General features: G+C 48.9%; 20 protein-coding genes. 2 read left to right on the top strand and 18 right to left on the bottom strand.

Annotation, left to right across the window (positions count from 1 at the left end; all coding sequences use genetic code 11):
- The 4 genes from HHX48_RS02800 to cmoA form a co-directional block, all read right to left on the bottom strand.
- Nucleotides 1-825, bottom strand: coding sequence for an HAD-IIB family hydrolase (locus HHX48_RS02800; protein ID WP_191022106.1), 825 nt, complete (start codon nt 823-825; stop codon nt 1-3).
- A complete protein-coding gene (locus HHX48_RS02795) occupies nt 822-1700 on the bottom strand; it encodes a kinase (RefSeq protein WP_191022105.1) in 879 nt (292 codons plus the stop codon). Before HHX48_RS02795 ends, HHX48_RS02800 begins: the two co-directional genes overlap by 4 nt.
- A gap of 93 nt (nt 1701-1793) precedes the next feature.
- Nucleotides 1794-2777, bottom strand: a complete 984-nt coding sequence (gene cmoB, locus HHX48_RS02790; protein WP_191022104.1) for a tRNA 5-methoxyuridine(34)/uridine 5-oxyacetic acid(34) synthase CmoB — start codon at nt 2775-2777, stop codon at nt 1794-1796.
- Nucleotides 2770-3522 (bottom strand): carboxy-S-adenosyl-L-methionine synthase CmoA, encoded by a 753-nt coding sequence (cmoA, locus tag HHX48_RS02785; protein ID WP_191022103.1) that lies wholly within the window; start codon nt 3520-3522, stop codon nt 2770-2772. The genes cmoB and cmoA overlap by 8 nt, the downstream gene beginning before the upstream one ends.
- Nucleotides 3523-3690: 168 nt before the next feature.
- Here cmoA and HHX48_RS02780 point away from each other — a divergent pair, with 168 nt between their 5' ends.
- A complete protein-coding gene (locus HHX48_RS02780; protein ID WP_191022102.1) occupies nt 3691-4326 on the top strand; it encodes a response regulator transcription factor in 636 nt (211 codons plus the stop codon).
- Between the two features lie 51 nt (nt 4327-4377).
- Here HHX48_RS02780 and lipA read toward each other — a convergent pair whose 3' ends face one another.
- From lipA to HHX48_RS02710, 14 genes are all read right to left on the bottom strand, one after another.
- On the bottom strand, nt 4378-5340 hold the full coding sequence (gene lipA / locus HHX48_RS02775; protein ID WP_191022101.1) for a lipoyl synthase: 963 nt from the start codon (nt 5338-5340) through the stop codon (nt 4378-4380).
- Nucleotides 5333-5989 (bottom strand): lipoyl(octanoyl) transferase LipB, encoded by a 657-nt coding sequence (gene lipB / locus HHX48_RS02770; RefSeq protein ID WP_191022100.1) that lies wholly within the window; start codon nt 5987-5989, stop codon nt 5333-5335. Before lipB ends, lipA begins: the two co-directional genes overlap by 8 nt.
- Complete coding sequence (gene ybeD, locus HHX48_RS02765; protein ID WP_191022099.1) at nt 5990-6253, bottom strand: DUF493 family protein YbeD; 264 nt, start codon at nt 6251-6253, stop codon at nt 5990-5992. It abuts the gene before it with no gap.
- A gap of 84 nt (nt 6254-6337) precedes the next feature.
- Entirely contained in the window at nt 6338-7531 is a 1194-nt protein-coding gene (locus HHX48_RS02760; RefSeq protein WP_191022098.1) for a D-alanyl-D-alanine carboxypeptidase family protein, read from the bottom strand.
- 185 nt (nt 7532-7716) lie between these two features.
- A complete protein-coding gene (locus HHX48_RS02755) occupies nt 7717-8634 on the bottom strand; it encodes a septal ring lytic transglycosylase RlpA family protein (RefSeq protein WP_191022097.1) in 918 nt (305 codons plus the stop codon).
- The gene (rodA, locus tag HHX48_RS02750) at nt 8631-9752 is read right to left on the bottom strand and encodes a rod shape-determining protein RodA (protein WP_191022096.1); all 1122 of its coding nucleotides are present in this window, start codon (nt 9750-9752) and stop codon (nt 8631-8633) included. The genes HHX48_RS02755 and rodA overlap by 4 nt, the downstream gene beginning before the upstream one ends.
- Nucleotides 9749-11656, bottom strand: a complete 1908-nt coding sequence (gene mrdA, locus HHX48_RS02745) for a penicillin-binding protein 2 (RefSeq protein ID WP_191022095.1) — start codon at nt 11654-11656, stop codon at nt 9749-9751. Before mrdA ends, rodA begins: the two co-directional genes overlap by 4 nt.
- Before the next feature lie 5 nt (nt 11657-11661).
- Entirely contained in the window at nt 11662-12132 is a 471-nt protein-coding gene (gene rlmH / locus HHX48_RS02740; RefSeq protein WP_191022094.1) for a 23S rRNA (pseudouridine(1915)-N(3))-methyltransferase RlmH, read from the bottom strand.
- Between the two features lie 71 nt (nt 12133-12203).
- Entirely contained in the window at nt 12204-12554 is a 351-nt protein-coding gene (rsfS, locus tag HHX48_RS02735) for a ribosome silencing factor (RefSeq protein WP_397541055.1), read from the bottom strand.
- Nucleotides 12547-13197, bottom strand: a complete 651-nt coding sequence (gene nadD / locus HHX48_RS02730) for a nicotinate (nicotinamide) nucleotide adenylyltransferase (RefSeq protein ID WP_191022093.1) — start codon at nt 13195-13197, stop codon at nt 12547-12549. The genes rsfS and nadD overlap by 8 nt, the downstream gene beginning before the upstream one ends.
- Nucleotides 13197-14219 (bottom strand): DNA polymerase III subunit delta, encoded by a 1023-nt coding sequence (holA, locus tag HHX48_RS02725; protein ID WP_191022092.1) that lies wholly within the window; start codon nt 14217-14219, stop codon nt 13197-13199. Before holA ends, nadD begins: the two co-directional genes overlap by 1 nt.
- An 8-nt stretch (nt 14220-14227) precedes the next feature.
- The gene (locus HHX48_RS02720; RefSeq protein WP_317983468.1) at nt 14228-14734 is read right to left on the bottom strand and encodes an LPS-assembly lipoprotein LptE; all 507 of its coding nucleotides are present in this window, start codon (nt 14732-14734) and stop codon (nt 14228-14230) included.
- Between the two features lie 8 nt (nt 14735-14742).
- Complete coding sequence (gene leuS / locus HHX48_RS02715) at nt 14743-17346, bottom strand: leucine--tRNA ligase (protein WP_191022090.1); 2604 nt, start codon at nt 17344-17346, stop codon at nt 14743-14745.
- Nucleotides 17347-17458: 112 nt separating this feature from the next.
- The gene (locus tag HHX48_RS02710; protein WP_191022089.1) at nt 17459-17992 is read right to left on the bottom strand and encodes an SRPBCC domain-containing protein; all 534 of its coding nucleotides are present in this window, start codon (nt 17990-17992) and stop codon (nt 17459-17461) included.
- Nucleotides 17993-18120: 128 nt separating this feature from the next.
- On the opposite strand from HHX48_RS02710, the gene HHX48_RS02705 reads away from it, so the two are divergent.
- On the top strand, nt 18121-20514 hold the full coding sequence (locus HHX48_RS02705; RefSeq protein ID WP_191022598.1) for a Lon protease family protein: 2394 nt from the start codon (nt 18121-18123) through the stop codon (nt 20512-20514).
- Nucleotides 20515-20554 lie beyond the last annotated feature (40 nt).

Here is a 20554-nt window from a genome sequence, read left to right as displayed (position 1 = left end):
CTAATTTTTTAATGAAAGCAATTTAGTAAGCATTTCTGTCCAGCCTTCTGGACCGGGTAGGGTACTGGTGTAAAGCGCTTTTTCTTTTTTAACCTCAGGGGGCGGATGATTGGGTGATTTAATAATCACTGCAATATCCGCTGCTTCTAGCATCGCAATGTCATTTTTTCCATCGCCTAATGCAATAGCGCGCGGTGCTGCCTCACTTTGACGACTAAACGCCTGGACGAGCCAGCGCAAAGCGGCACCTTTATCACAATCACCGGAAACGTGAATAAAACGACCACCTTCCAGCGGTTGTGCGCCCCGTGCTTTTACAGCGCTTAAAAACGCTGCTTTTCTTTTTTCGTCACCCAGCCACATGACCGGCTCGCCATACTGTCGCTGAGCAGCACGAGCGGCAGACGCTTCATCAAGTCCGGTCGCCTGAACAATGGCATCGATACTCATTTCGCTAAAGTGCGTAAACTCACCGTCAAACTCAGGCTTAATCATTTCAAGCAGCTTGAGCCAGTGCGCTTTAGGCGAGGTAAACGACTGGCACCAGAAGCCATCCTGCCAAATTGCGCCGACCGGCTTCTGACTAAGTACGCCATGAGGAACAAACGCCGCTGCCCCATTTTCAACAATGAACGGACCAGTCAGTCCGATGTAATTTCGCAGCTCAACCATTTCAGCGTAGGTTTTACTGGTACAGGGGATAACCGGAATATTTTTTTCCTTGAGTGCCGTCAACGCGGGTCTGGCCGCATCAAAACTGTATGTATGATGGTCCAACAGGGTGCCATCCATGTCGGTGAATACTAGTGTGTCCTTAGAACTCATCGGTTACCTTTAAGTACGTTCGTTATTTTTCTGTCGCCATCTAGTTCGAAGACTTTGTCGCACTGACCAGGCAGAGTGCTGAGTGCGTGTTCAGTGAGGCGTTGATAATGTTGGATAAACCGGGCAATCTGGTCATCACTCATCACATTGCTGACTTCGCCAGGTTGCTGGCGTGCTGCTAATTTGTGTTCCTGCTCGCAGCGCCATCGGTAGACATGTTCAAAGGAAGGGGCTTTTAACATCACCCAATAATCCATTTGCTCAAAAAGCTGTTGATAGGTACCTGCAAGCTGCGTATTGACGAACCGGCGCCAAATTCCTTCAGGATCTTCGCCGCGCTCCAGCGCATTCACCGGTTCAGTAAGTGCGCTGTCAGCCTGCGCAGGCACACCCCAACACCAGCCCTCAATAAGAACGATGTCTACCGGTTTATTGATCACAGGCCAGTCAGATTCTGGTTTTGGATCGTCAGTGGCCTTATCAAACCGTGGCAGTGCGACATGCTGGTTATTTTTCAACGCCCATAACGTTGCCTGGGCCAATTGGGTATCGTGCGTGCCCGGTACACCGCGGGTCGTTAATAAAGGATGGACTTTTTCAGCAAGTTTAAAGCGCTGCTCTCTGGACAGATAAAAATCATCAACAGAGAGCACGACGACGTTGAGCGAACGGGTATTTTTGAGATAGAACGCAATATAGTCACAAAGGGTTGATTTGCCGGAACCCTGACTCCCATTCACGCCCACAAATACTGGCATATCTGCACTATGCTGGAGCATAGCGATCTCTTCAGCCAGTGGATTGAACCAATTTTGTGCAACATCTGCGTAATTGTCGGGTAACTGATGCGCTGCGATAAAGGGGGCAATATCCATGTCATTACCTGTCTTGGTGCATTGTGCACATTAATAATAGCAAAACAGGTAACAACTATTGTGCCAAGAGACACAAAACTGGACGTATGGCAGTTACTTACGGGTTGCGATAAGCACAGCACGCTGGGGGGCGGGGTAGCCCTCGACCGTCAGTGAAAGATCTTCAGGGTTTAGAAAATCTTGCAAGGACTGGCCGGTCATCCATTCTGTAGCACGTTGCTCTTCAAGTGTTGTGTGATTAATGTCAGCCAGAGTAATATCAACAAAACCGAGCCGCTCCAGCCATTTCTTTAATGCGTCAACGCTGGGCAAAAACCACACGTTTCGCATTTGGGCATAACGCTCTCCCGGCATTAATACGGTATTTTCATCACCATCGACAACCAGCGTTTCCAGAATAAGCTCACCACCACGTCTTAACTGATGCTTAAGTTGCTCCAGAAAGGCGATAGGATCCTTACGGTGATATAACACACCCATCGAAAAGACCGTGTCAAACGCGTTTAGCGGCTGCATTTGTTCTATGCCCAGTGGCAAAAAGTGAATGTTGTTATCTGGCGCGAAGTGCTTGATGGCCTGAAACTGAATCATAAACAACTGAGTAGGGTCTATGCCATAAACACCACGTGCACCGGCACCAAGCATTCGCCACATGTGGTAGCCGCTTCCGCAGCCTACGTCTAACACTACTCTGTCACGTAAATCACTGATATGGGGGGCGACCCTGTTCCACTTAAAGTCAGAACGCCATTCGGTGTCGATATCAATCCCATGAAGTGCATAGGGGCCCTTACGCCATGGCATGAATTGTTTCAATAAGCCTGAAATTTGTTTCGCGGTATATGTATCAATGTCCTCTGCATGCCCAATTGTGACCGCATTACTGAAGTTCGTGGTGGAGGGGGCCGTCTGCGGTAGCTTTTCTAACATCCTGCACCATTTGTCGAACTCGCCATGCTTGCCTTGTCGGTCAAACTCTCGCATCTGTTGCGGTAGCGTCTCAAGCCAATGGGCCAGCGGTGTACCTAATAACGACCGGTAAGTACTTTCAAACCAGCTCTGTGCCTGTTTATTCATTATCGTTTTCCTGGCCGGATTTGATGGCAACTAATGACATGAAGTTATAACACTTGTACCACATGACGACATCGCTGAAACCGGCATCTTTAAGACGCTGCTCATGCGTCGCAAAAGAATCGGTCAGCATGACATTTTCCAGCGCGGCGCGCTTTTGAGAGACTTCCAGCTCGCTGTAGCCATTGTCGCGTTTAAACTGATGATGAAGATCGATCAGTAGTTCGTTACCCCCAATTGTAGGATGACTGACTTTTTCAGACAGCACCAGAATACCGCCCTCATTCATGCCATCAAAAATTTGCCTGAGTAATGCTAAGCGATGCTCTGGCTCAATAAACTGAAGCGTAAAGTTCATGATAACCATCGACGCATTATTGATGGTCGTGTCCTGAGCCAGCTGGCATTGCACATTAATCGGATTAGGCAGTGAAAAAGAGCGAACCATTCTTTCACAACGCCCGGTCATCGCCGGTGAACTGTCGATCGCAAAGATGTCGCAGGGTGTATCAGCGGTAGCCCTGGCTACCGATAAGCTGGCGGCACCCAGCGAGCATCCTAAATCATACACATTGCTGGCAGAGCGCACGTAGCGTGCCGCCAGCTCCCCGATAGTATGGATTATGGTCTGATAGCCCGGTACCGAACGCTGTATCATGTCCGGAAAAACATCAGCCACTGCTTCGTCAAATTTAAAGTCTTTTACCGAATCCATGGGATTGGCAAAGATGGTATCTTGTTTTTGCACGGTATTAACCTTCAGGGTCACAATACGTTAATTTTACCTGTTTGAGCGCAATTTCCAATTAGAACAGCCGTTACCCCACGTTTTTAACGTCAAAACCTTTCATGCAGCGGTATGTTAGACTAAAGTGTCATGTAAGTAGTTTTTCGTAACAAGGTATGTAATTAGCCCATGACCCATATTCTGGTAGCGGACGATCATCCACTCTTCCGTGAAGCATTGCGTGGCGCGTTGTCGCCGCATTTTACAGAAGCTAAAATTTCAGAGGCAGACTCGCTCGATTCAATGATGGCGTTAATGGAGCAACATCATGAAATTGATTTGGTACTCCTGGATTTAAATATGCCAGGCGGTGAGTACTACAATGGCTTAATTACATTAAAAGATGCATTTCCTGATACGCCGGTTGCAGTGGTTTCAGCCAGCGAGAACATTGAAGTTATTGCTCAGGTAATGAGTCTTGGTGCGCAGGGATTTATACCCAAATCTTCAGCAACCAAAGATATTGCTGATGCGATTGTACGGGTGCAAGACGGTGAAACCTGGGTACCTGAAGATAAAAAAGCAGACCTGGAGGCCGTTAACGAAGAGTTGTCGTCCCTGCTCAAACGCTTCAGAGAGTTGACGCCCAAACAGATACAGGTATTATCTTTTTTACGCGCCGGACTGATGAATAAGCAAATTGCCCATGAAATGAATGTGACAGAGGCAACCATAAAAGCACATATCAGTGCCATCTTGAGAAAGCTGGAAATCAACACCCGAACTCAGGCGGTGTTGCTGATGGATAAATTGCAGCTCAGCTAATAAAAAACCCGGCTAAGGCCGGGTTTTTTTATACCAGAATATCGCTGCTGGTTATTTAACTTCCTTGCCGGCAGCCTGTTGGTCTGCGTGGTAGCTTGAGCGCACCATCGGACCACATGCAGCCTGTTTAAAGCCAATTTCGCGGGCGAAATCGCCCAATGCGTCAAATTCGGTAGGGTGCACGTATTTTTTGACCGGGAAATGATGGCGACTTGGCTGAAGGTATTGCCCGAGTGTCAACATGTCTACGCCGTGATCACGCAAATCCTGTAATACGCCTTTTATCTCTTCAGACTCCTCTCCCATACCCATCATCAAGCCCGATTTGGTCGGCACGTGAGGATGCTGCGCTTTGAATTTCTTCAGCAAATCCAAAGACCACTGATAATTTGCGCCAGGTCTGCACTCCCGGTACAAACGCGGAATGGTCTCAAGATTGTGATTAAACACATCCGGCACACCGTTTTTGAAGATTTCCAGTGCACGGTCCATGCGACCACGGAAATCCGGTACCAGAACTTCAATAGTCGTGCTCGGGCTATGTTCACGGATGGCATTAATACAGTCAACAAAATGCTGGGCGCCACCGTCGCGTAGATCATCGCGGTCCACAGAGGTAATGACCACGTATTTTAAATCCATCTCTGCGATAGTTTTGGCCAGCTTCTCAGGCTCTTCAGCGCTTGGCGGTAACGGCTTACCATGCGCCACATCACAAAACGGACAGCGGCGGGTACAGATATCGCCCAGAATCATGAACGTTGCCGTGCCGTGGTTAAAACATTCGGCCAGGTTCGGGCAGCTGGCTTCTTCACACACAGAGTGAAGATTATTTTTGCGCAGCGTCTTTTTGATATGGTCGATACGATCAGTTGTACGAGGTAGCTTGATCTTTATCCACTCAGGCTTACGCAGCATTTCCTCTTTTTCAGTAGGAATGACGGTGACGGGAATATGTTTGACTTTTTCATCGTCGCGGAGCTTCACTCCGGCTTGGGGACGTGCATTACTCATCAAAACCTTCTTTACATTCTGTCTGCTGGATATCCAGCTCGTTCAGTATCTTCTTTATGAGGGCAGGGCCTGCAACTTCAAGGCAATCTGCGCCTCCCAGTGTCCGGGTGTCGGTCATTTCCATTCCGGCATAACCGCAGGGGTTGATGCGGGTAAAAGGCTCAAGATCCATCGCGACATTAAGTGCCAGACCGTGGAATGAGCAACCACGGCGAATGCGCAGACCCAGCGAACACACTTTTTTTTCATCAACGTAAACGCCCGGCGCATCCTTTTTGGCATAAGCAACCACATCATCTGCTGCCAATAGCGCAATCACGGCGTTTTCCATCGCGTTCACAAGATGCCGGACACCCAGTTTACGGCGTTTGATATCCAGCAGCAGATAAATCACCTGCTGACCCGGGCCGTGATAGGTTACCTGACCACCGCGATCCACTTTTACGACAGGGATATCACCAGGCATGAGAATATGTTCAGCTTTACCTGCCTGGCCTTGCGTAAAAACGGGATCGTGCTCGACCAGCCAGATTTCATCTGCATCATCAGCCTGGCGCTCATCGGTATACGCCTGCATTTTCTGCCATACCAGCAGGTATGCCTGACGTCCCAGCTGGCGAACTATTAAAGGGGAGGGCTGATTGCTCACTTATAAAACAACCCTGACCAATTCAATTTTCGCAAGCTCCGTGTAAATGGTTTCCATATGTTCTTTACTGGTTACCTTAACACTGACAGAAACAGAGTGATAATTTCCTTTTGCACTTGGCTTAACTGCCGGCGAGTAATCGCCAGGTGCGTGTTCCTGAAGGCAAGCCACAACCTGACCGGGAAGGTCATCGTGCGCTACGCCCAGTACTTTAAATGTCTGGAATGTCGGGAAATCCAGTAATTCATCAAAACGGGTATCCATGTGATATCCTTGACTGCAAATAAAAACGGCCAGATTGTAACAAATCTGGCCGCATGAGAACTAGGTTTAGTTAATAATAACTAATTACTCTTCCCAACCGATTTGTAACATTGCCCAGTCCCAAACCCGGTCAAATAAGCCACCTTCATTCACTTCCTGTAAGGTAACCAGCGGATATTCGGCAACATCTTTGCCTTCCAGCTGAATGTAAAGCGTGCCGACTACCTGACCCTTGTCCAAAGGTGCTTCCAGCTTTTTATCCAGTTCAAAATTTGCTTCCAGGTTTTCAGCCTGACCGCGCGGAATCGTGATAGGCGTGGCCTGATTGATTCCCAGGTCAACTGTTTCTCTGTCGCCCATGTAAATGCGATGAGATACGAAGCTTTCGCCGGCTTTATAAGGCGTTACGGTTTCATAGAATCTGAAGCCATAGCGCAACAACTTTTTATTTTCTACTTTACGGGCACGTTCGCTATCTGTGCCCATTACTACAGAAATTAAACGCATATCTCCCTGCTTGGCAGAGGTGATAAGGCTATAGCCGGCATCTGACGTATGACCGGTTTTGATGCCGTCCACGTTCATGCTCTTATCCCATAACAGGCTGTTTCGGTTGTATTGCTTGATACCGTTATAGCTGAATTCTTTTTCGCTATACATGCCGTAGATTTCAGGGGTTTCATCCACCAACGCCTGGGACAGAATTGCCATGTCACGCGGGGAGGTGTAGTGGTCTGGATCATGCAGACCGTGACTATTAACAAAATGCGAAGATGTCATTCCCAATGACTGCGCGTGGGCATTCATCATGCTGGCAAATGCACTCTCAGACCCGGCAACGTGCTCAGCCATCGCAACACACGCATCATTACCCGACTGGATAATTATACCGCGCAGTAAGTCAGAGACCTTCACCTGGGTCCCCACTTCGATGAACATTTTTGATGAATCCGGAAATTTCTTCGCCCAGGCGTTTTCTGAAATAGTCACCTCATCGTTCAGGCTGATATTGCCCGCTTCAAGTTCTTTACCGATGACATAGGTCGTCATCATCTTGGTCAAACTGGCCGGGGCAAGCTGCATATCCGCGTTTTTTTCTGCAATGACGTGCCCTGTATCATTGTCCATCAGGACAAAACCTTCGGCTGCGACATCGGGTGCAGGCGGCGTAACAACAGCGGCAAACGTCGCTGCGCTGAAGAATGTCAGAGTGAATGCTAAAACTGATAAAAATCGAGCAAATGTCGACGGGTTAGCGCGTAGATTATAATTATGCATGATTTATTTAATACCGTGTTGATGTTGCTAACTGGGTCTTAGCGCAGGATTCTATCGCAAGCCCCGGTATAGGACTAGTTTACGGGGTAAAAGTTTATCTTTTTCCGACCATAAACTGCAGATTTCCATATTCCTGCCACAATTTGAGACGCTAAACTAAGGAACATCCCTATCCGGCGAAAAAATTATAACGTTCCCTGTACTGTATAAGCATTCGGGTAACCGTTATTTTTTAACTCTTCCAATAACATTTGCACCTGAAAGCGATCTTTGAGAGGACCGAGACGCAATTTATAAATATCGTCGATAAACGGAATCTGTGTAGGAACCTGATACAGCGCAGACAATACGGTCGATACCGACTTGGCTTTATCCAGATCGCTTAACGCGGCAACCTGTATGAATGTTTCGTTGTCACCTTCGGTGTTGTCGAAAACCGGTGAGGCTTTCACATCTGTTTCTTCAACACTGAACTTCTTGGCTGCATTCACCGTCACTGTTACCGGTTCGGAGGGCGTAAGCCCGGCATATTCTTCGTAAGAGACGGTGGGCGCACTGCCTACGGTAACATTATTATCTTCGTCGAAATGAATGACTTCCAGCTTCACCCGGGCTGTACCGTGTTTTTGATAGCCCAGTTTCTTCGCTGCAGCATATGATAAATCGATGATGCGATTATCATGAAATGGCCCGCGGTCATTAACTCTGACAACGGCGGTCTTGCCGTTTGCCAGATTTGTAACTTTGACAAAGCTTGGTAGCGGCAGCGTTTTGTGTGCCGCCGTCATCATAAACATATTGTACGCTTCGCCATTTGAGGTCAGATGGCCATGAAATTTCTGACCATACCAGGAAGCCAGGCCTTCCTCCTCATACCCTTTACCGGTCTGCAACGGATAATAGCGCTTACCTAACACCTCATAAGGACGGGAATTGAAGGTGCGGTAGGGCTCGTAACGAGGCATCATATCTTCCATGAGCGGCTCTTCATACGCAAAGGTAGGCTCAGAATCCTGCTTCTGAGCGTATCGGCCCGGTGCCTGACAAGCGGCCAGCGTTATGACGCCGGCTATTACCGTTAAACGTAATACTGACTTCATCATCGTGATAAAAAACGTTTCTGAGTTCCTATTCCCATCAGAATGCCAAATCCTGCCATCAATGTCACCATAGACGTGCCACCATAGCTGATCAGGGGCAGGGGAACGCCTACCACTGGCAATAATCCTGATACCATGCCCATGTTGACAAAAACATAAACAAAAAAGGTCAGCGTAATGCTGCCGGCCAGTAATTTACTGTACGCATCTTGTGCCCGTGTGGCGATAATCAGCCCGCGGCAGATAATAAAAACATAAATTGCCAGCAAACCAATCACACCCAGCAGGCCAAATTCTTCGCTGAAAACCGAAAAGATGAAATCGGTATGACGCTCGGGTAAAAACTCCAGTTGAGACTGTGTACCCTGAAGCCAGCCTTTGCCCTGCGCACCGCCAGAGCCAATGGCTATTTTAGACTGGATGATGTGGTAGCCTGCTCCAAGGGGATCGCTTTCCGGGTTGAGAAACGTTAACACCCGTTGCTTTTGGTATTCTTTCATCAGGAAGAACCACATGACAGGCAAAAAAGCCCCGCCTAACCCCGCGACAATACCAATAAGACGCCAGCTCATTCCGGCCAGAAATATTGCAAATACCCCCGAACTGGCAATCAGTAATGAGGTCCCCAAATCAGGTTGTTTGGCAATAAGAACCGTAGGAATAACGACCAGTGTGAAGCCGGTCACAACATGGATGGTTCGCGGTGGCAGGGTAAATTTACTGATATACCAGGCCACCATCATGGGCACTGCCAGCTTCATAAGTTCAGAAGGCTGAAAACGAATCACTTTCAGGTCCAGCCAGCGCTGTGCACCTTTGCCCATGTCACCGAACAGTAAGACAGCTACCAACATCAGCAGTCCGGCTATATAGGCATAGGTTGATAAACGTCGATAGGCCATCGGCGGTATCTGTGCCATAAACAGCATAACCCCCAGGCCTACGGCAAGGCGGGCAAGCTGACGTTCCATCTGAGCAATATCCTGTCCTGAGGCAGAGTAAAGGGTGACCATTCCTACTGCCATTAAGGTGAGCAGGCCCATCAGTAGTATGACGTCGATGTGAAAACGTTCCAGAAACCGTGGGGCGTTGGTGTTCAGCGTTGCGCGTTTTTGCTTCATGGTGCTGCATCCTGGGTCTGACTTTCATCCTCCGGCAGGCGGGTTGTTGAGATATTTTCAAAGTAGTAATCCATGACCTGTCGCGCCACCGGGGCGGCGTTGGAACTGCCGCCACCGGCATTTTCAATTACCACCGTTACTGACACTTCAGGGTCCTGGAAAGGGGCAAACCCGACGTACATTGCATTGTCCCGAAGATGCTCAGCAACCTCGTCTTCTTCGTAAGACTCGTTCTGACCAATAGAAAAAAGTTGTGCGGTTCCGGTTTTACCCGCTGAGATATAGGGCACGTCGTCGAAGGCGTGTCGCGCGGTCCCTTCCTCACCATTGACCACCTTCCACATGGCATTTAACACGATGTCCCAGTTTTTGTCCTGCTGTACTAAAAACGGCCGAAGCGTTTTTGGCGGCTCAGCAATCACCTCGCCATTGTCCTGCATATAGCCGTGCAGTAATTGAGGCACAAAGCGTGTACCACGATTTATCAATGTATTGATGGATTGATTAAGCTGCACTGGTGTAGCCGTCCAGAAACTTTGTCCGATACCAACAGGGATGGTGTCGCCGATATACCATGGCTGATTAAAGCGGGCCCTTTTCCAGCCCCGGCTGGGCATATTTCCATCAGACTCTTCATACAGATCGATACCGGTATAGTCACCAAAACCAAAGTCGGTCATCGCGGCACTGATTTTATCGATCCCCAGTTTATAGGCCAGATCGTAATAAAACGTATCACAGGATACTTCAATCGCCTTACTGACATTGACCTTGCCATGTCCCCAACGTTTCCAGTCACGCCAGACATGGGAGACGTTAGGCAGTCGGAATCGACCGGTATCGTTGATTGTATAGCCTTTATCTATGGTCTGAGAGTCCAGTCCAATCAACGCCAGGTGAGGCTTAATGGTGGAGGCAGGCGGGTACTGCCCCTGAGTGGCCCGGTTGATCAGCGGTCGGTCAGGCGAATTGAGCAGCGCGGCATAGTTGGCCCGGCTGATGCCGTGCACAAACAAATTGGGGTCGTAACTTGGACTGGAGTACATTGCCAGTAGTCCGCCAGTGTGCGGGTCTGACACAACCACGGTGCCACGTTGATTTTCCAGCGTCTTCTGCACGGCCATCTGCAGCTGTAGGTCAATATTCAGTACAATGTCTTTACCCGGTACCGGCGGATCGACATCCAGAGTTCTGATAATGCGACCCTGACTGTTTACCTCCACTTGCTGGTAACCCACTTCTCCGTGTAAAAGATCTTCATGAAACTTTTCGATACCCAGCTTACCGATATCGTGGGTGGCCGCATAGTTGGCTTCCTGGCCGGCCTCGACAATTTTCTGTAAATCAGTTTTATTAATTTTGGCAACGTAACCCAGGATATGTGTCAGCGTATCGCCATAAGGATAATAGCGGGACAAGCGCGCTTCAATTGATACGCCAGGATACTGATGCTGGTGGGCGGAAAACTTGGCCACCTCCTGTTCACTCAACTGTGATTTCAGCGCAACCGGTTTAAAGCGTCGCTGGCTTTTCAGAGTGTTGAAAAAATCATCCTGCTCCTCCTGGCTGATATTCATCAGGGCAGACAAGTCTGCGATGGTGGAGGCCAGGTCATCTATCTGTTCAGGAATAACCTCAAGACTGAAAACCGGACGGTTCTCCGCCAGCAGTACACCGTTTTTGTCGTAAATCAGACCGCGGTTAGGGGCTACCGGCAACACTTTTATCCGGTTTCCGTTTGACCGCGTTTGATAGTCTTCAAACTGACTGATTTGCAGGCTGTACAGATTGCTGACGACCACGCCCAGCATTCCAATTACGATCAACAGTGCAATAGCACAGCGCCGGGCAAACAGGTTGGCCTCTGCACTGTGATCGCGAATATGCTGACGTTTACGAGCCAATCGGTTTACTCTCTATGATAGGGGTGATTTTGTGTAACGGACCAGGCCCGATATAAGCTTTCAGCCACGATGATTCGAACCAGGGGATGGGGCAGGGTCAGTGGAGACAGTGACCAGCGCTGTTCTGAAACACGCAAACATTCCGGCGCAAGCCCTTCAGGCCCGCCGATAAGAAGCGAGACATCGCGGCCATCCATCTTCCAGTTATCAAGCTGACTGGCTAGATTAGGGGTATCCCAGGGGCAACCATTAACTTCAAGCGTGACAATGCGATTACTTTTCGGGATGGCTGCTAATGTCGCCTGACCTTCTTTTTGTAAAATACGCTTGATGTCTGCGTTTTTACCGCGCTTGCCAGCAGCGATTTCAGTAAAGTAAACGGGCATATCGGTAGGAAAGCGGCTAAGGAAAGTTTCTACTCCGGTACTTACCCAGTCGGGCATTTTTGTGCCCACAGCCACTATTTGAATTCGCACAGCGCCACTCTCTTATTATTCTAATCTACATCCTGCTCTATCAGACATGTCAGGCTGTATCAGTGGTTAATTTACGCCCACAACTTTTCGAGTTGGTAGAAATCCCGCGTTTCATCCTGCATAACATGCACGATGATTTCGCCAAGATCAACCAATACCCAGTCTCCGGTATCCTTGCCTTCAACACTAAGCGGGGGGTGGCCAGCGTGCTTGGCTTCAACAAGAAGATTATCCGCAATAGCCATAACATGACGTTTAGAGTTACCCGAACAAATAATCATTGTATCGGTGACGTTAGATTTACCTTCGACATCAACTTCAATAATGTCCCGGCCTTTCATGTCGTCGATTTTATCGACCACAAACTGTTTTAATTCTGTGTTCTGCAAAGGTTCTCCCCGTGACGGTGCGGTATCAGACATACAGTCTATTCTCTCTTATGTAGTGTAGTACAGATGGATGCAACCAGTCATCAAGCCACGATGAATGGGATGAAGATTGTCTCAACGCTGCTCTGAGTTGCGAAGAGGAAATCGGCTGCAGTTGGGTTTCGGCAAAATAGATAAAGCCAGCCGGTTGCTGGTAAAGCTTAGCCGGGTCGCATATTTTATGGTCTGATTTTATCTTTACAAGCGCAGGTGCTAACTTTTTTTCTGTCGTTTGACGTCGCATAACAACAATGTGCGCAAGATCAAGTAATTGCTGCCAATTGAACCAACTGGTCAACGAATGCCATGAATCTTCACCCATCACAAAAATAATCGACGATTGTGCATTCTCTTTACGCAAATGTTGGAGGGTCTTTACCGTATATGACGGCTCGTCGAGCGCCAGCTCCGCTAATTCGGTATAAAGCGTCGGGTGATTGTGGGTGGCACGCCGGGTCATTTCTACCCGGTGTTTTTCACAGACGCCCTCTGTTTCTTTATGGGGCGGCATGCGACATGGCATAAGCCCGACCGAAGGCGCATGAATTTCACAGGCTACATCCAGTGCGGCCTTAACATGTCCTTCATGTGGCGGATTAAAGGTGCCACCAAGCAGGCATATCACAGAAGCGTCCATCAGACACCCAGTGATAGCGTGGCGGGCATGCCCATAAACAATAATGTCAGGTGACACAGCTTAACGTAGGGCCTGACAACCTGATTTTGCTTAAAGGCAATATCAGCGTCGCGCAACTGATCACGCAATGCAGCCAGTGACGTCATCGACAAGCGCGACAGCGCAGCCTGATAACCTGCCTGCCGGTTACGCCAGATCCCATGACGCTGCCATTGAATGGTTTCATGCCGGTTGAGCATTTGTTTCAGTTTCCATAACAGCTGCCACTCCCGGGCAAGGGCCCACAACACGATGGTTGGCTCAATACCTTCACTTTCCAGACGATACAGCATCTTCACACAGCGCTGTTGATCACCGCTTAGCATGACATCAACCAGCTGGAATACATTGAAGCGCGACTGGTCAACAATGATCGCCTCTACCTGATGACGATCCACATGCTGGCCCTGATAAACCAGCGCAAGCTTTTCAATTTCCTGATAGGCAGCCAACATGTTGCCTTCGGTAAATTCCGCAATCAATTGAATTACGTCAGCGTCCGCTGATAAGGAAAATGCTTTTAGCGTCTGATTAAGCCAAGTATCCAGATGTTTGCCTTCAAGGGGGTAGGCAAGGGAAAAAACGCCGATGTCATCCAGGACTTTGAACCATTTAGCCCGCTGTACATCTTTGCCGATTTTCGGACCGTGAATTACCAACAACACATCCTGGCCGAGCGTCGGGGCGATATCCTGCAAAACTTTACTGCCTTCGGTGCCAGGTTTACCGGTTGGAAGCTCCAACTCGATAATCTGGGCAGTTGAAAACAATGACAGTGTTTGCGTGGCCTCAATCAGTTGTGACCAGCTGAAATCTTTATCGGCAACCAGCACCGTACGCTCATCAAATCCTTGTTCGCGGGCGTGTCGCCGAACAGACTGTAGCATGCTGAGTTTCTGGTGTGGCTCATCACCAAAGAGCATATAGCAGGGTTTAAGTGACCCGGCAATTTCGCTCTCGAAGCGATTTGGATATACCTGCATAATCAGGTCTACAGCTCGCTGGCCTGTAAAGCCAGTCGGCGGATGATTCTGTCCGCTGCTTCTTTACGCATTTCGCTGACTACCAGGTCAAGTTCTCTGGACTTGGCCAGCACTTTGTCCGGATCATCCTGATAATCTCGCATTATTTCAAAATACGCTTTTATGGGATCATGCCCGGGAAAGGTCACCAGATAATTTACGCCATAGATGAGCTCATATTCAGCAACCTGGCCGGTAGAAAATACTGACAGCAGTCGTCGCTCAATAGTCTCAGGAAGTAACCTTATAATGACGGTGTCGTTCATATCTTCGCGCGTCACCGCGTCAAAGGGTTTTCGCGGAATTTCATAGACGCTCAGTCGTTCATCAAGTTCACGTTTTAATAGTGAATGGGCAACGACGGAAGTTGATGCCACGGCATTGATGTCAGGAGGAAGTGTCTGAGATCCCCGCAAGTGAAAACCACAACCTGCCATGACCAGGCAGGTTGTTATCAGCATAATCGCACTGCGCATGAATGGCATCAGTTAGCGACAATGTTGACCAGCTTACCCGGTACGACAATCACCTTTCTGATCGTCTTGCCGTCAGTAAACTGCTGAACATTGGAATGCGAGACTGCGGCTGTCTCTACCTCATCCTTACTGGCTGAAGCACTGACCGTAATTTTCGCCCGCAACTTGCCATTCACCTGAACGATGATCAGCTTTTCATCCTCAACCAGCGCATCTTTATCGACCACCGGCCAGCCGGACTGTTCTACCGGCTGGGTATGACCTAACTGCAGCCATAAATCATGGCAGATGTGTGGCGTAATAGGGTTAAGAAGCTGCAGTAACGCTGTAATCGCCTCGCGCATAATGGCTTTATCCTGCGCATCATCTGCCGGCGCTTTTTGCAGGTGATTCAAAAGCTCCATAACAGCCGCCACCGCCGTGTTAAATGTCTGACGACGACCCAGGTCATCAGTAACTTTTTCGATAGTACGATGCACTTCTCTGCGCAAATCTTTCTGCGCTTTGGTTAGCGCTGATGTATCGATATCAGGTACATCGGTATGTACCAGGTGGTCCTGTACCAGCTTCCACACACGACGTAAAAAGCGGTTTGCACCTTCAACACCTGAATCAATCCACTCAAGGGTTTGTTCCGGCGGCGCTGCAAACATAGTAAACAAACGCACGGTATCAGCACCATACTGGTCAATAACCTGTTGAGGATCGATGCCGTTGTTCTTAGACTTTGACATTTTAGTCATGCCACCATGAGTGACAGTCTCACCGGTTGTGGTTAACCAGGCTTTGGTTATCCGGCCTTTATCATCCTTCTCAACGGACACATCAGAAGGAGCATGCCAGGTCTTTTTGCCCACTTCATCTTCACTGTAGTAAGAGTCTGCCAGCACCATTCCCTGACATAACAGGCGTTTGAAGGGCTCGTCAGATTTAACCAGACCTTCATCGCGCAGCAGCTTATGGAAAAAACGTGAATAGAGCAGGTGCAAAATTGCATGTTCGATACCACCAATATACTGATCTACAGGCAACCAGTAATTAGCCTGTTCAGGATTCAGCATAGCGTCCTGATTTTGCGCGCAACTGTAGCGCGCATAGTACCAGGATGACTCCATAAAGGTGTCAAAGGTATCTGTTTCCCGGGTAGCAGGCTGGCCCTGGTACGTTGTGGAGGCCCAGGTAGGATCCGATTTTATCGGTGATGTGACGCCATCCATCTCAACATCTTCAGGCAGTCTGACCGGTAAATCTTCTGCCGGAACAGGTACCGATTCACCATTTTCCAGGTTCAGCATCGGGATGGGAGAGCCCCAGTAGCGCTGTCTGCTGACACCCCAATCCCGTAGCCGGTAATTCACCTTCTTTTTGCCATGCCCCAGGCTGGCTAATTCAGCAGCTATCTGGTCGAAAGCGTCTTCAAACGCCAGCCCGCTGAAGCCACCAGAATTGATTAATTTACCTTTTTCGGTGTAGGCGCTTTGGCTAAGATCGCATTGGCTGTCTGTTTCATCAGCGGGTTCGACCACCTGTTTGATGGGCAAATCGTACTTGGTAGCAAACTCCCAGTCGCGCTGGTCGTGCCCCGGAACCGCCATTACAGCGCCGGAGCCGTAATCCATCAGAACAAAGTTAGCAATCCATACAGGCAGTTTTTCTTTGGTTAAAGGATGAATGACATAAAATCCGGTGGCACAACCCTTTTTATCCATGGTCGCCAATTCTGCTTCGGCAACCTTAGTGTTTTTGCATTCTTCAATAAAGCGTGCGGCAGCGTCATTGGTGGCTGCGGCTTTTTCAGCAAGAGGGTGTTGTGCGGCAATACCTACGTAGGTCACACCAAAAAGTGTATCTGGGCGGGTCGTGTAAACGTCCAACGCTGAAAGCTCAGTGTCCGGCTTTTCCAGATCAAAAGTTATCTCCACACCTTCAGAACGGCCGATCCAATTTGCCTGCATGGCACGAACCTGCTCCGGCCACTCATCAAGTTGTTCCAGGTCGGTCAACAGCTCTTCAGCATAATCAGTAATTTTAATAAACCATTGCGGAATTTCTTTTTGTTCGACCAGGGCGCCTGAGCGCCAACCACGTCCGTCCACCACCTGTTCATTAGCGAGCACGGTTTGATCAACCGGATCCCAGTTGACTGTGGCATTTTTTTTGTACACCAGGCCTTTTTCGTATAGACGGGTGAAGAACCACTGTTCCCAACGGTAGTAATCTGCTTTACAGGTCGTGACCTCACGATCCCAGTCGTAGCCAAATCCCAGAGACGCCAATTGACCTTTCATATAGTCAATATTGGCATAAGTCCATTTTGCCGGCGCGGTTTTATTATTAATGGCGGCATTCTCGGCGGGTAAGCCAAACGCATCCCAGCCCATAGGCTGTAGCACGTTTTTGCCCTGCATACGCTGAAAGCGGCTGATGACGTCGCCGATGGTATAATTGCGCACGTGTCCCATATGGAGTCGGCCACTGGGATACGGGAACATCGACAGACAATAAAATTTTTCCTGGTCGGGATTCTCAGTTGCTTTAAAAGACTGGTTTTCTTGCCAGTACTGCTGAACCTGTTGCTCAATCTCTTTCGGGTTATACTGTTTTTCGGCCATGAAAATCGAAAATTCCGCGTTGGTTGTAGGTAGAAATAATTAGCGGCATAGAATACCCCAGGGGCCCGCCGCCCCACAATAGCCGCCACGGGTTTTTCTGTCCAAACTATGCTTAGTCAGGATAAGTTTGACGTAGCCAGGCGTGCAAACGCGCCAGCTGACCCGCCTGGACCTGATCCACCACCGGGGCCAGTTGTTTAAAACCCGATGGCAGATAGCCCTGTGCCTGGTAGGTAAGTGTCACCCTTGTCTGACCGTCATCAGGGGTTATCTGCCAGTTTAGCGCACCATATACACCCATCGACTGCAGGGGGCCTAAGCCGCCTGTCATCACCAGTGAAACGGGCGGATCGACATAGCTTACCCGCATGTGTTCGGCACTTTTGTTATTTTTTCTTTCGCAGAAACAGCCGCCTGCGGTTGCATTGATAGAAAACGTGCCCTCCCACCAGCTATGATCTTTAGGCCACCAGTTATCGACATCATTAATCAGCGATAACCACACCGTATCTGCAGGCTGACGTGTTACAAATGAGTTTCTGATGACAAAGCCATGCTCAGAGACTTCTGTAACCTCGGCGAACGCCTCAGGTGCCACTGCGGCGTTTAAAACTAAAAAACCTGATAGAAAATGTGCGCGTTTCATAGCGTTATCCTGACAAGACTGGAATAATAACCCTATTATGTATTATGGCACTGTACAACGAATGTATTCCGGATGTATCTGGAAAGGTCGCTGTGCAGGGGCACTATCAAAAGAGTAATCGAATCGCTATGCCAATTGCTAAGACGATACCGGCAATTTCTCACGATGAGCTGGCGCCGACGCTTGATCGCAGCTTTATTGAGCAAACCCTTAATGATCCTGCCTCCGTCGAGGCGTCTTTTGTCGGTCAGGAACGTGCTCAGGAAGCAATGGCGTTCGGGCTTGGCATCACCGCGCCTGGCTACAACCTGTACGTTATGGGAGAACCGGCAACCGGGCGGTTCTCTTTAGTAAAGTCGCACATTGAACGTGCGGCGGCGAAACTCAGCTCGCCCGACGACTGGTGCTATATTGCCAATCTTGAAGAAGAGCGTGAGCCGCTGTTGCTAAAATTACCAGCCTCACAAGCCCATCGTTTTCAAAAGGCGATGAAAGATTTGATTGATGATGTACTGGCTACTTTTCCTGCAGCATTTGACACGCCTGGCTATCAACGAAAAAAAGCTGCAATCAACCGCGCGTATCAGCAAAAGTATGATGAGGCGGTAGACGGGGTTGAACGTTACGCGAATGCCAATCAGCTGGTGATGCAGGAACAGTCAGGCACCATCAACTTTGTGCCCGTTATTGAGGACGCACCTGCCACCGAAACGCAATTTGCGCAGCTTGATACCACCCGACGCCAGCACTTTTTTGATTTAATTGATGAGTTAGAAAATCGACTTAGTGAAAGTTTACTCAGCTTGCCGGTATGGCGACGTGAAAATGCCGAGCAGCTAAGAACCCTCAACCGGCAGACGGCCGAAGGTGGGGTAAAACCATTAATCAAGGCGCTGGAGCATGCGTATGCCGATAACCTCGGCGTCCTGAAATACTTGCGCCAGTTACGCACACATTTACCAAATACTGTTGCTGAGATTTGGCTTGATGAGCAGCGTGAAGAGAAGTCTGACGATGCTGAAAAAAGAGGGTATCTGGAAGAGTTATATCTGCCCAATATTCTTGTCTCGCATAAATATGATGCTGGTGCTCCAATCATTTACGAATCCAACCCCACCTGGCAAAACTTGTTCGGTCGCATCGAATACCAGAATATGCATGGCGGGGTGTATACCGATTACCGGATGATACGCCCTGGCGCGCTGCATAAGGCAAATGGAGGGTATCTGCTACTTGATGCTGACCAGTTGGTTGAGCAACCTTATGTCTGGGACAGTCTCAAGCGTGCAATTAAGTCGGGTATTCTGAAAATGGACCTGCCGCAGCAGGAAGTCGGGATGGTGAATGCGATTACACTGAATCCACAGCCGATGTCCCTGGATGTCAAAGTGATATTGCTGGGCTCCCGGGATCTCTATTATATGTTGCAGGATTACGATGATGAATTCGATGAGCTATTCCGTGTCCTGGTCGACTTTGATCTCGAAATACCGGCTAAAGACAGTAACCTCTACAGTTTTATCGGACGCGTGAACAAACATGTTCAGACGCAGGGACTTGAAAAAGTTGCAGCCTGTGCGATGCACCGTCTTATACACCAGTCTTTACGAATGGCAGAACATAAAAATAAGCTGTCTGCCCACATTGCCGAAATTCTCGAACTGGTGAATGAAGCGGTTTACTTTTGTAAAAAAACTGAAGATTCCGTATTGCTGGAGCAACATATCGAAACCGCCTTGCATGCGAAAAAACGCCGGACCGGCAGGGTCAGTCAAACGTTACTTGATGATATAAAAGAAGGCCATGTGCTTATTGCCACCGAAGGTAAGTCTGTAGGAACAGTGAATGGTCTGACGGTACTGGAGATAGGCGATACAGCGTTTGGCACCCCAGCACGTATTACGTCGACCGTATACGCCGGGGCTAATGGCGTTGTGGATATTGAACGCGAGGTTGAACTCGGTCAGCCTATTCACTCTAAAGGGGTCATGTTGTTGACCGGTTACCTGGGTAACAAATATGCGCAGCATTTTCCTCTTACACTGTCGGCTAATATCGCGCTAGAACAGTCTTATGGCCATATTGATGGTGACAGCGCCTCGCTGGGAGAGCTGGTAGCACTTATTTCTGCGCTTACCGAGCTGCCTGCATTGCAGGGACTGGCAATCACCGGCTCAATCAATCAATACGGCGAAGTGCAGGCTGTTGGTGGTGTCAATGAAAAAATTGAAGGATTTTTTGACCTGTGTCGGCACCGGGGACTGACCGGTGAGCAGGGGGTCATCATTCCTTATTCGAACAAAGTGAACCTTGTTCTGGATAATACGGTTGTTGATGCAGTATCCCGTGGCCAGTTTCATATTTATCCGGTAAAAACTGTGGACGAAGCGCTCAGTCTGTTGATGCAGCAGGAAGCGGGAGCCCTGAGCTCTCGTGGTCGCTATCCCAAAAATACTATTAACTATTTGGCGGTGAACCGTTTGTATAACATTGCGCTTATCGTGAATGGCGGTGAAGAGTAGAGTTCCGACAAAAGAAGCTACAGTAAAATAAGACCTGTTA

This window comes from Salinimonas profundi (assembly GCF_014750655.1).
Taxonomy (GTDB): domain Bacteria; phylum Pseudomonadota; class Gammaproteobacteria; order Enterobacterales; family Alteromonadaceae; genus Alteromonas; species Alteromonas profundi_A.
Note: the sequence above shows the minus strand (reverse complement) of the source record. Positions and strands in the feature narration are given on the sequence as shown.

Bases quoted from the DNA above. Each gene is read 5' to 3' on its own strand.
- HHX48_RS02780 (WP_191022102.1), top strand. From the start codon at position 3,691: ATGACCCATATTCTGGTAGCGGACGATCATCCACTCTTCCGTGAAGCA.
- ybeD (WP_191022099.1), bottom strand. From the start codon at position 6,253: ATGGATACCCGTTTTGATGAATTACTGGATTTCCCGACATTCCAGACA.
- HHX48_RS02705 (WP_191022598.1), top strand. From the start codon at position 18,121: ATGCCAATTGCTAAGACGATACCGGCAATTTCTCACGATGAGCTGGCG.
- HHX48_RS02710 (WP_191022089.1), bottom strand. From the start codon at position 17,992: ATGAAACGCGCACATTTTCTATCAGGTTTTTTAGTTTTAAACGCCGCA.
- nadD (WP_191022093.1), bottom strand. From the start codon at position 13,197: ATGGACGCTTCTGTGATATGCCTGCTTGGTGGCACCTTTAATCCGCCA.
- cmoB (WP_191022104.1), bottom strand. From the start codon at position 2,777: ATGAATAAACAGGCACAGAGCTGGTTTGAAAGTACTTACCGGTCGTTA.
- lipA (WP_191022101.1), bottom strand. From the start codon at position 5,340: ATGAGTAATGCACGTCCCCAAGCCGGAGTGAAGCTCCGCGACGATGAA.
- rodA (WP_191022096.1), bottom strand. From the start codon at position 9,752: ATGAAGCAAAAACGCGCAACGCTGAACACCAACGCCCCACGGTTTCTG.
- HHX48_RS02795 (WP_191022105.1), bottom strand. From the start codon at position 1,700: ATGGATATTGCCCCCTTTATCGCAGCGCATCAGTTACCCGACAATTAC.
- HHX48_RS02760 (WP_191022098.1), bottom strand. From the start codon at position 7,531: ATGCATAATTATAATCTACGCGCTAACCCGTCGACATTTGCTCGATTT.
- HHX48_RS02800 (WP_191022106.1), bottom strand. From the start codon at position 825: ATGAGTTCTAAGGACACACTAGTATTCACCGACATGGATGGCACCCTG.
- HHX48_RS02720 (WP_317983468.1), bottom strand. From the start codon at position 14,734: ATGCGCAGTGCGATTATGCTGATAACAACCTGCCTGGTCATGGCAGGT.
- HHX48_RS02755 (WP_191022097.1), bottom strand. From the start codon at position 8,634: ATGATGAAGTCAGTATTACGTTTAACGGTAATAGCCGGCGTCATAACG.
- holA (WP_191022092.1), bottom strand. From the start codon at position 14,219: ATGCAGGTATATCCAAATCGCTTCGAGAGCGAAATTGCCGGGTCACTT.
- rsfS (WP_397541055.1), bottom strand. From the start codon at position 12,554: ATGTCTGATACCGCACCGTCACGGGGAGAACCTTTGCAGAACACAGAA.
- leuS (WP_191022090.1), bottom strand. From the start codon at position 17,346: ATGGCCGAAAAACAGTATAACCCGAAAGAGATTGAGCAACAGGTTCAG.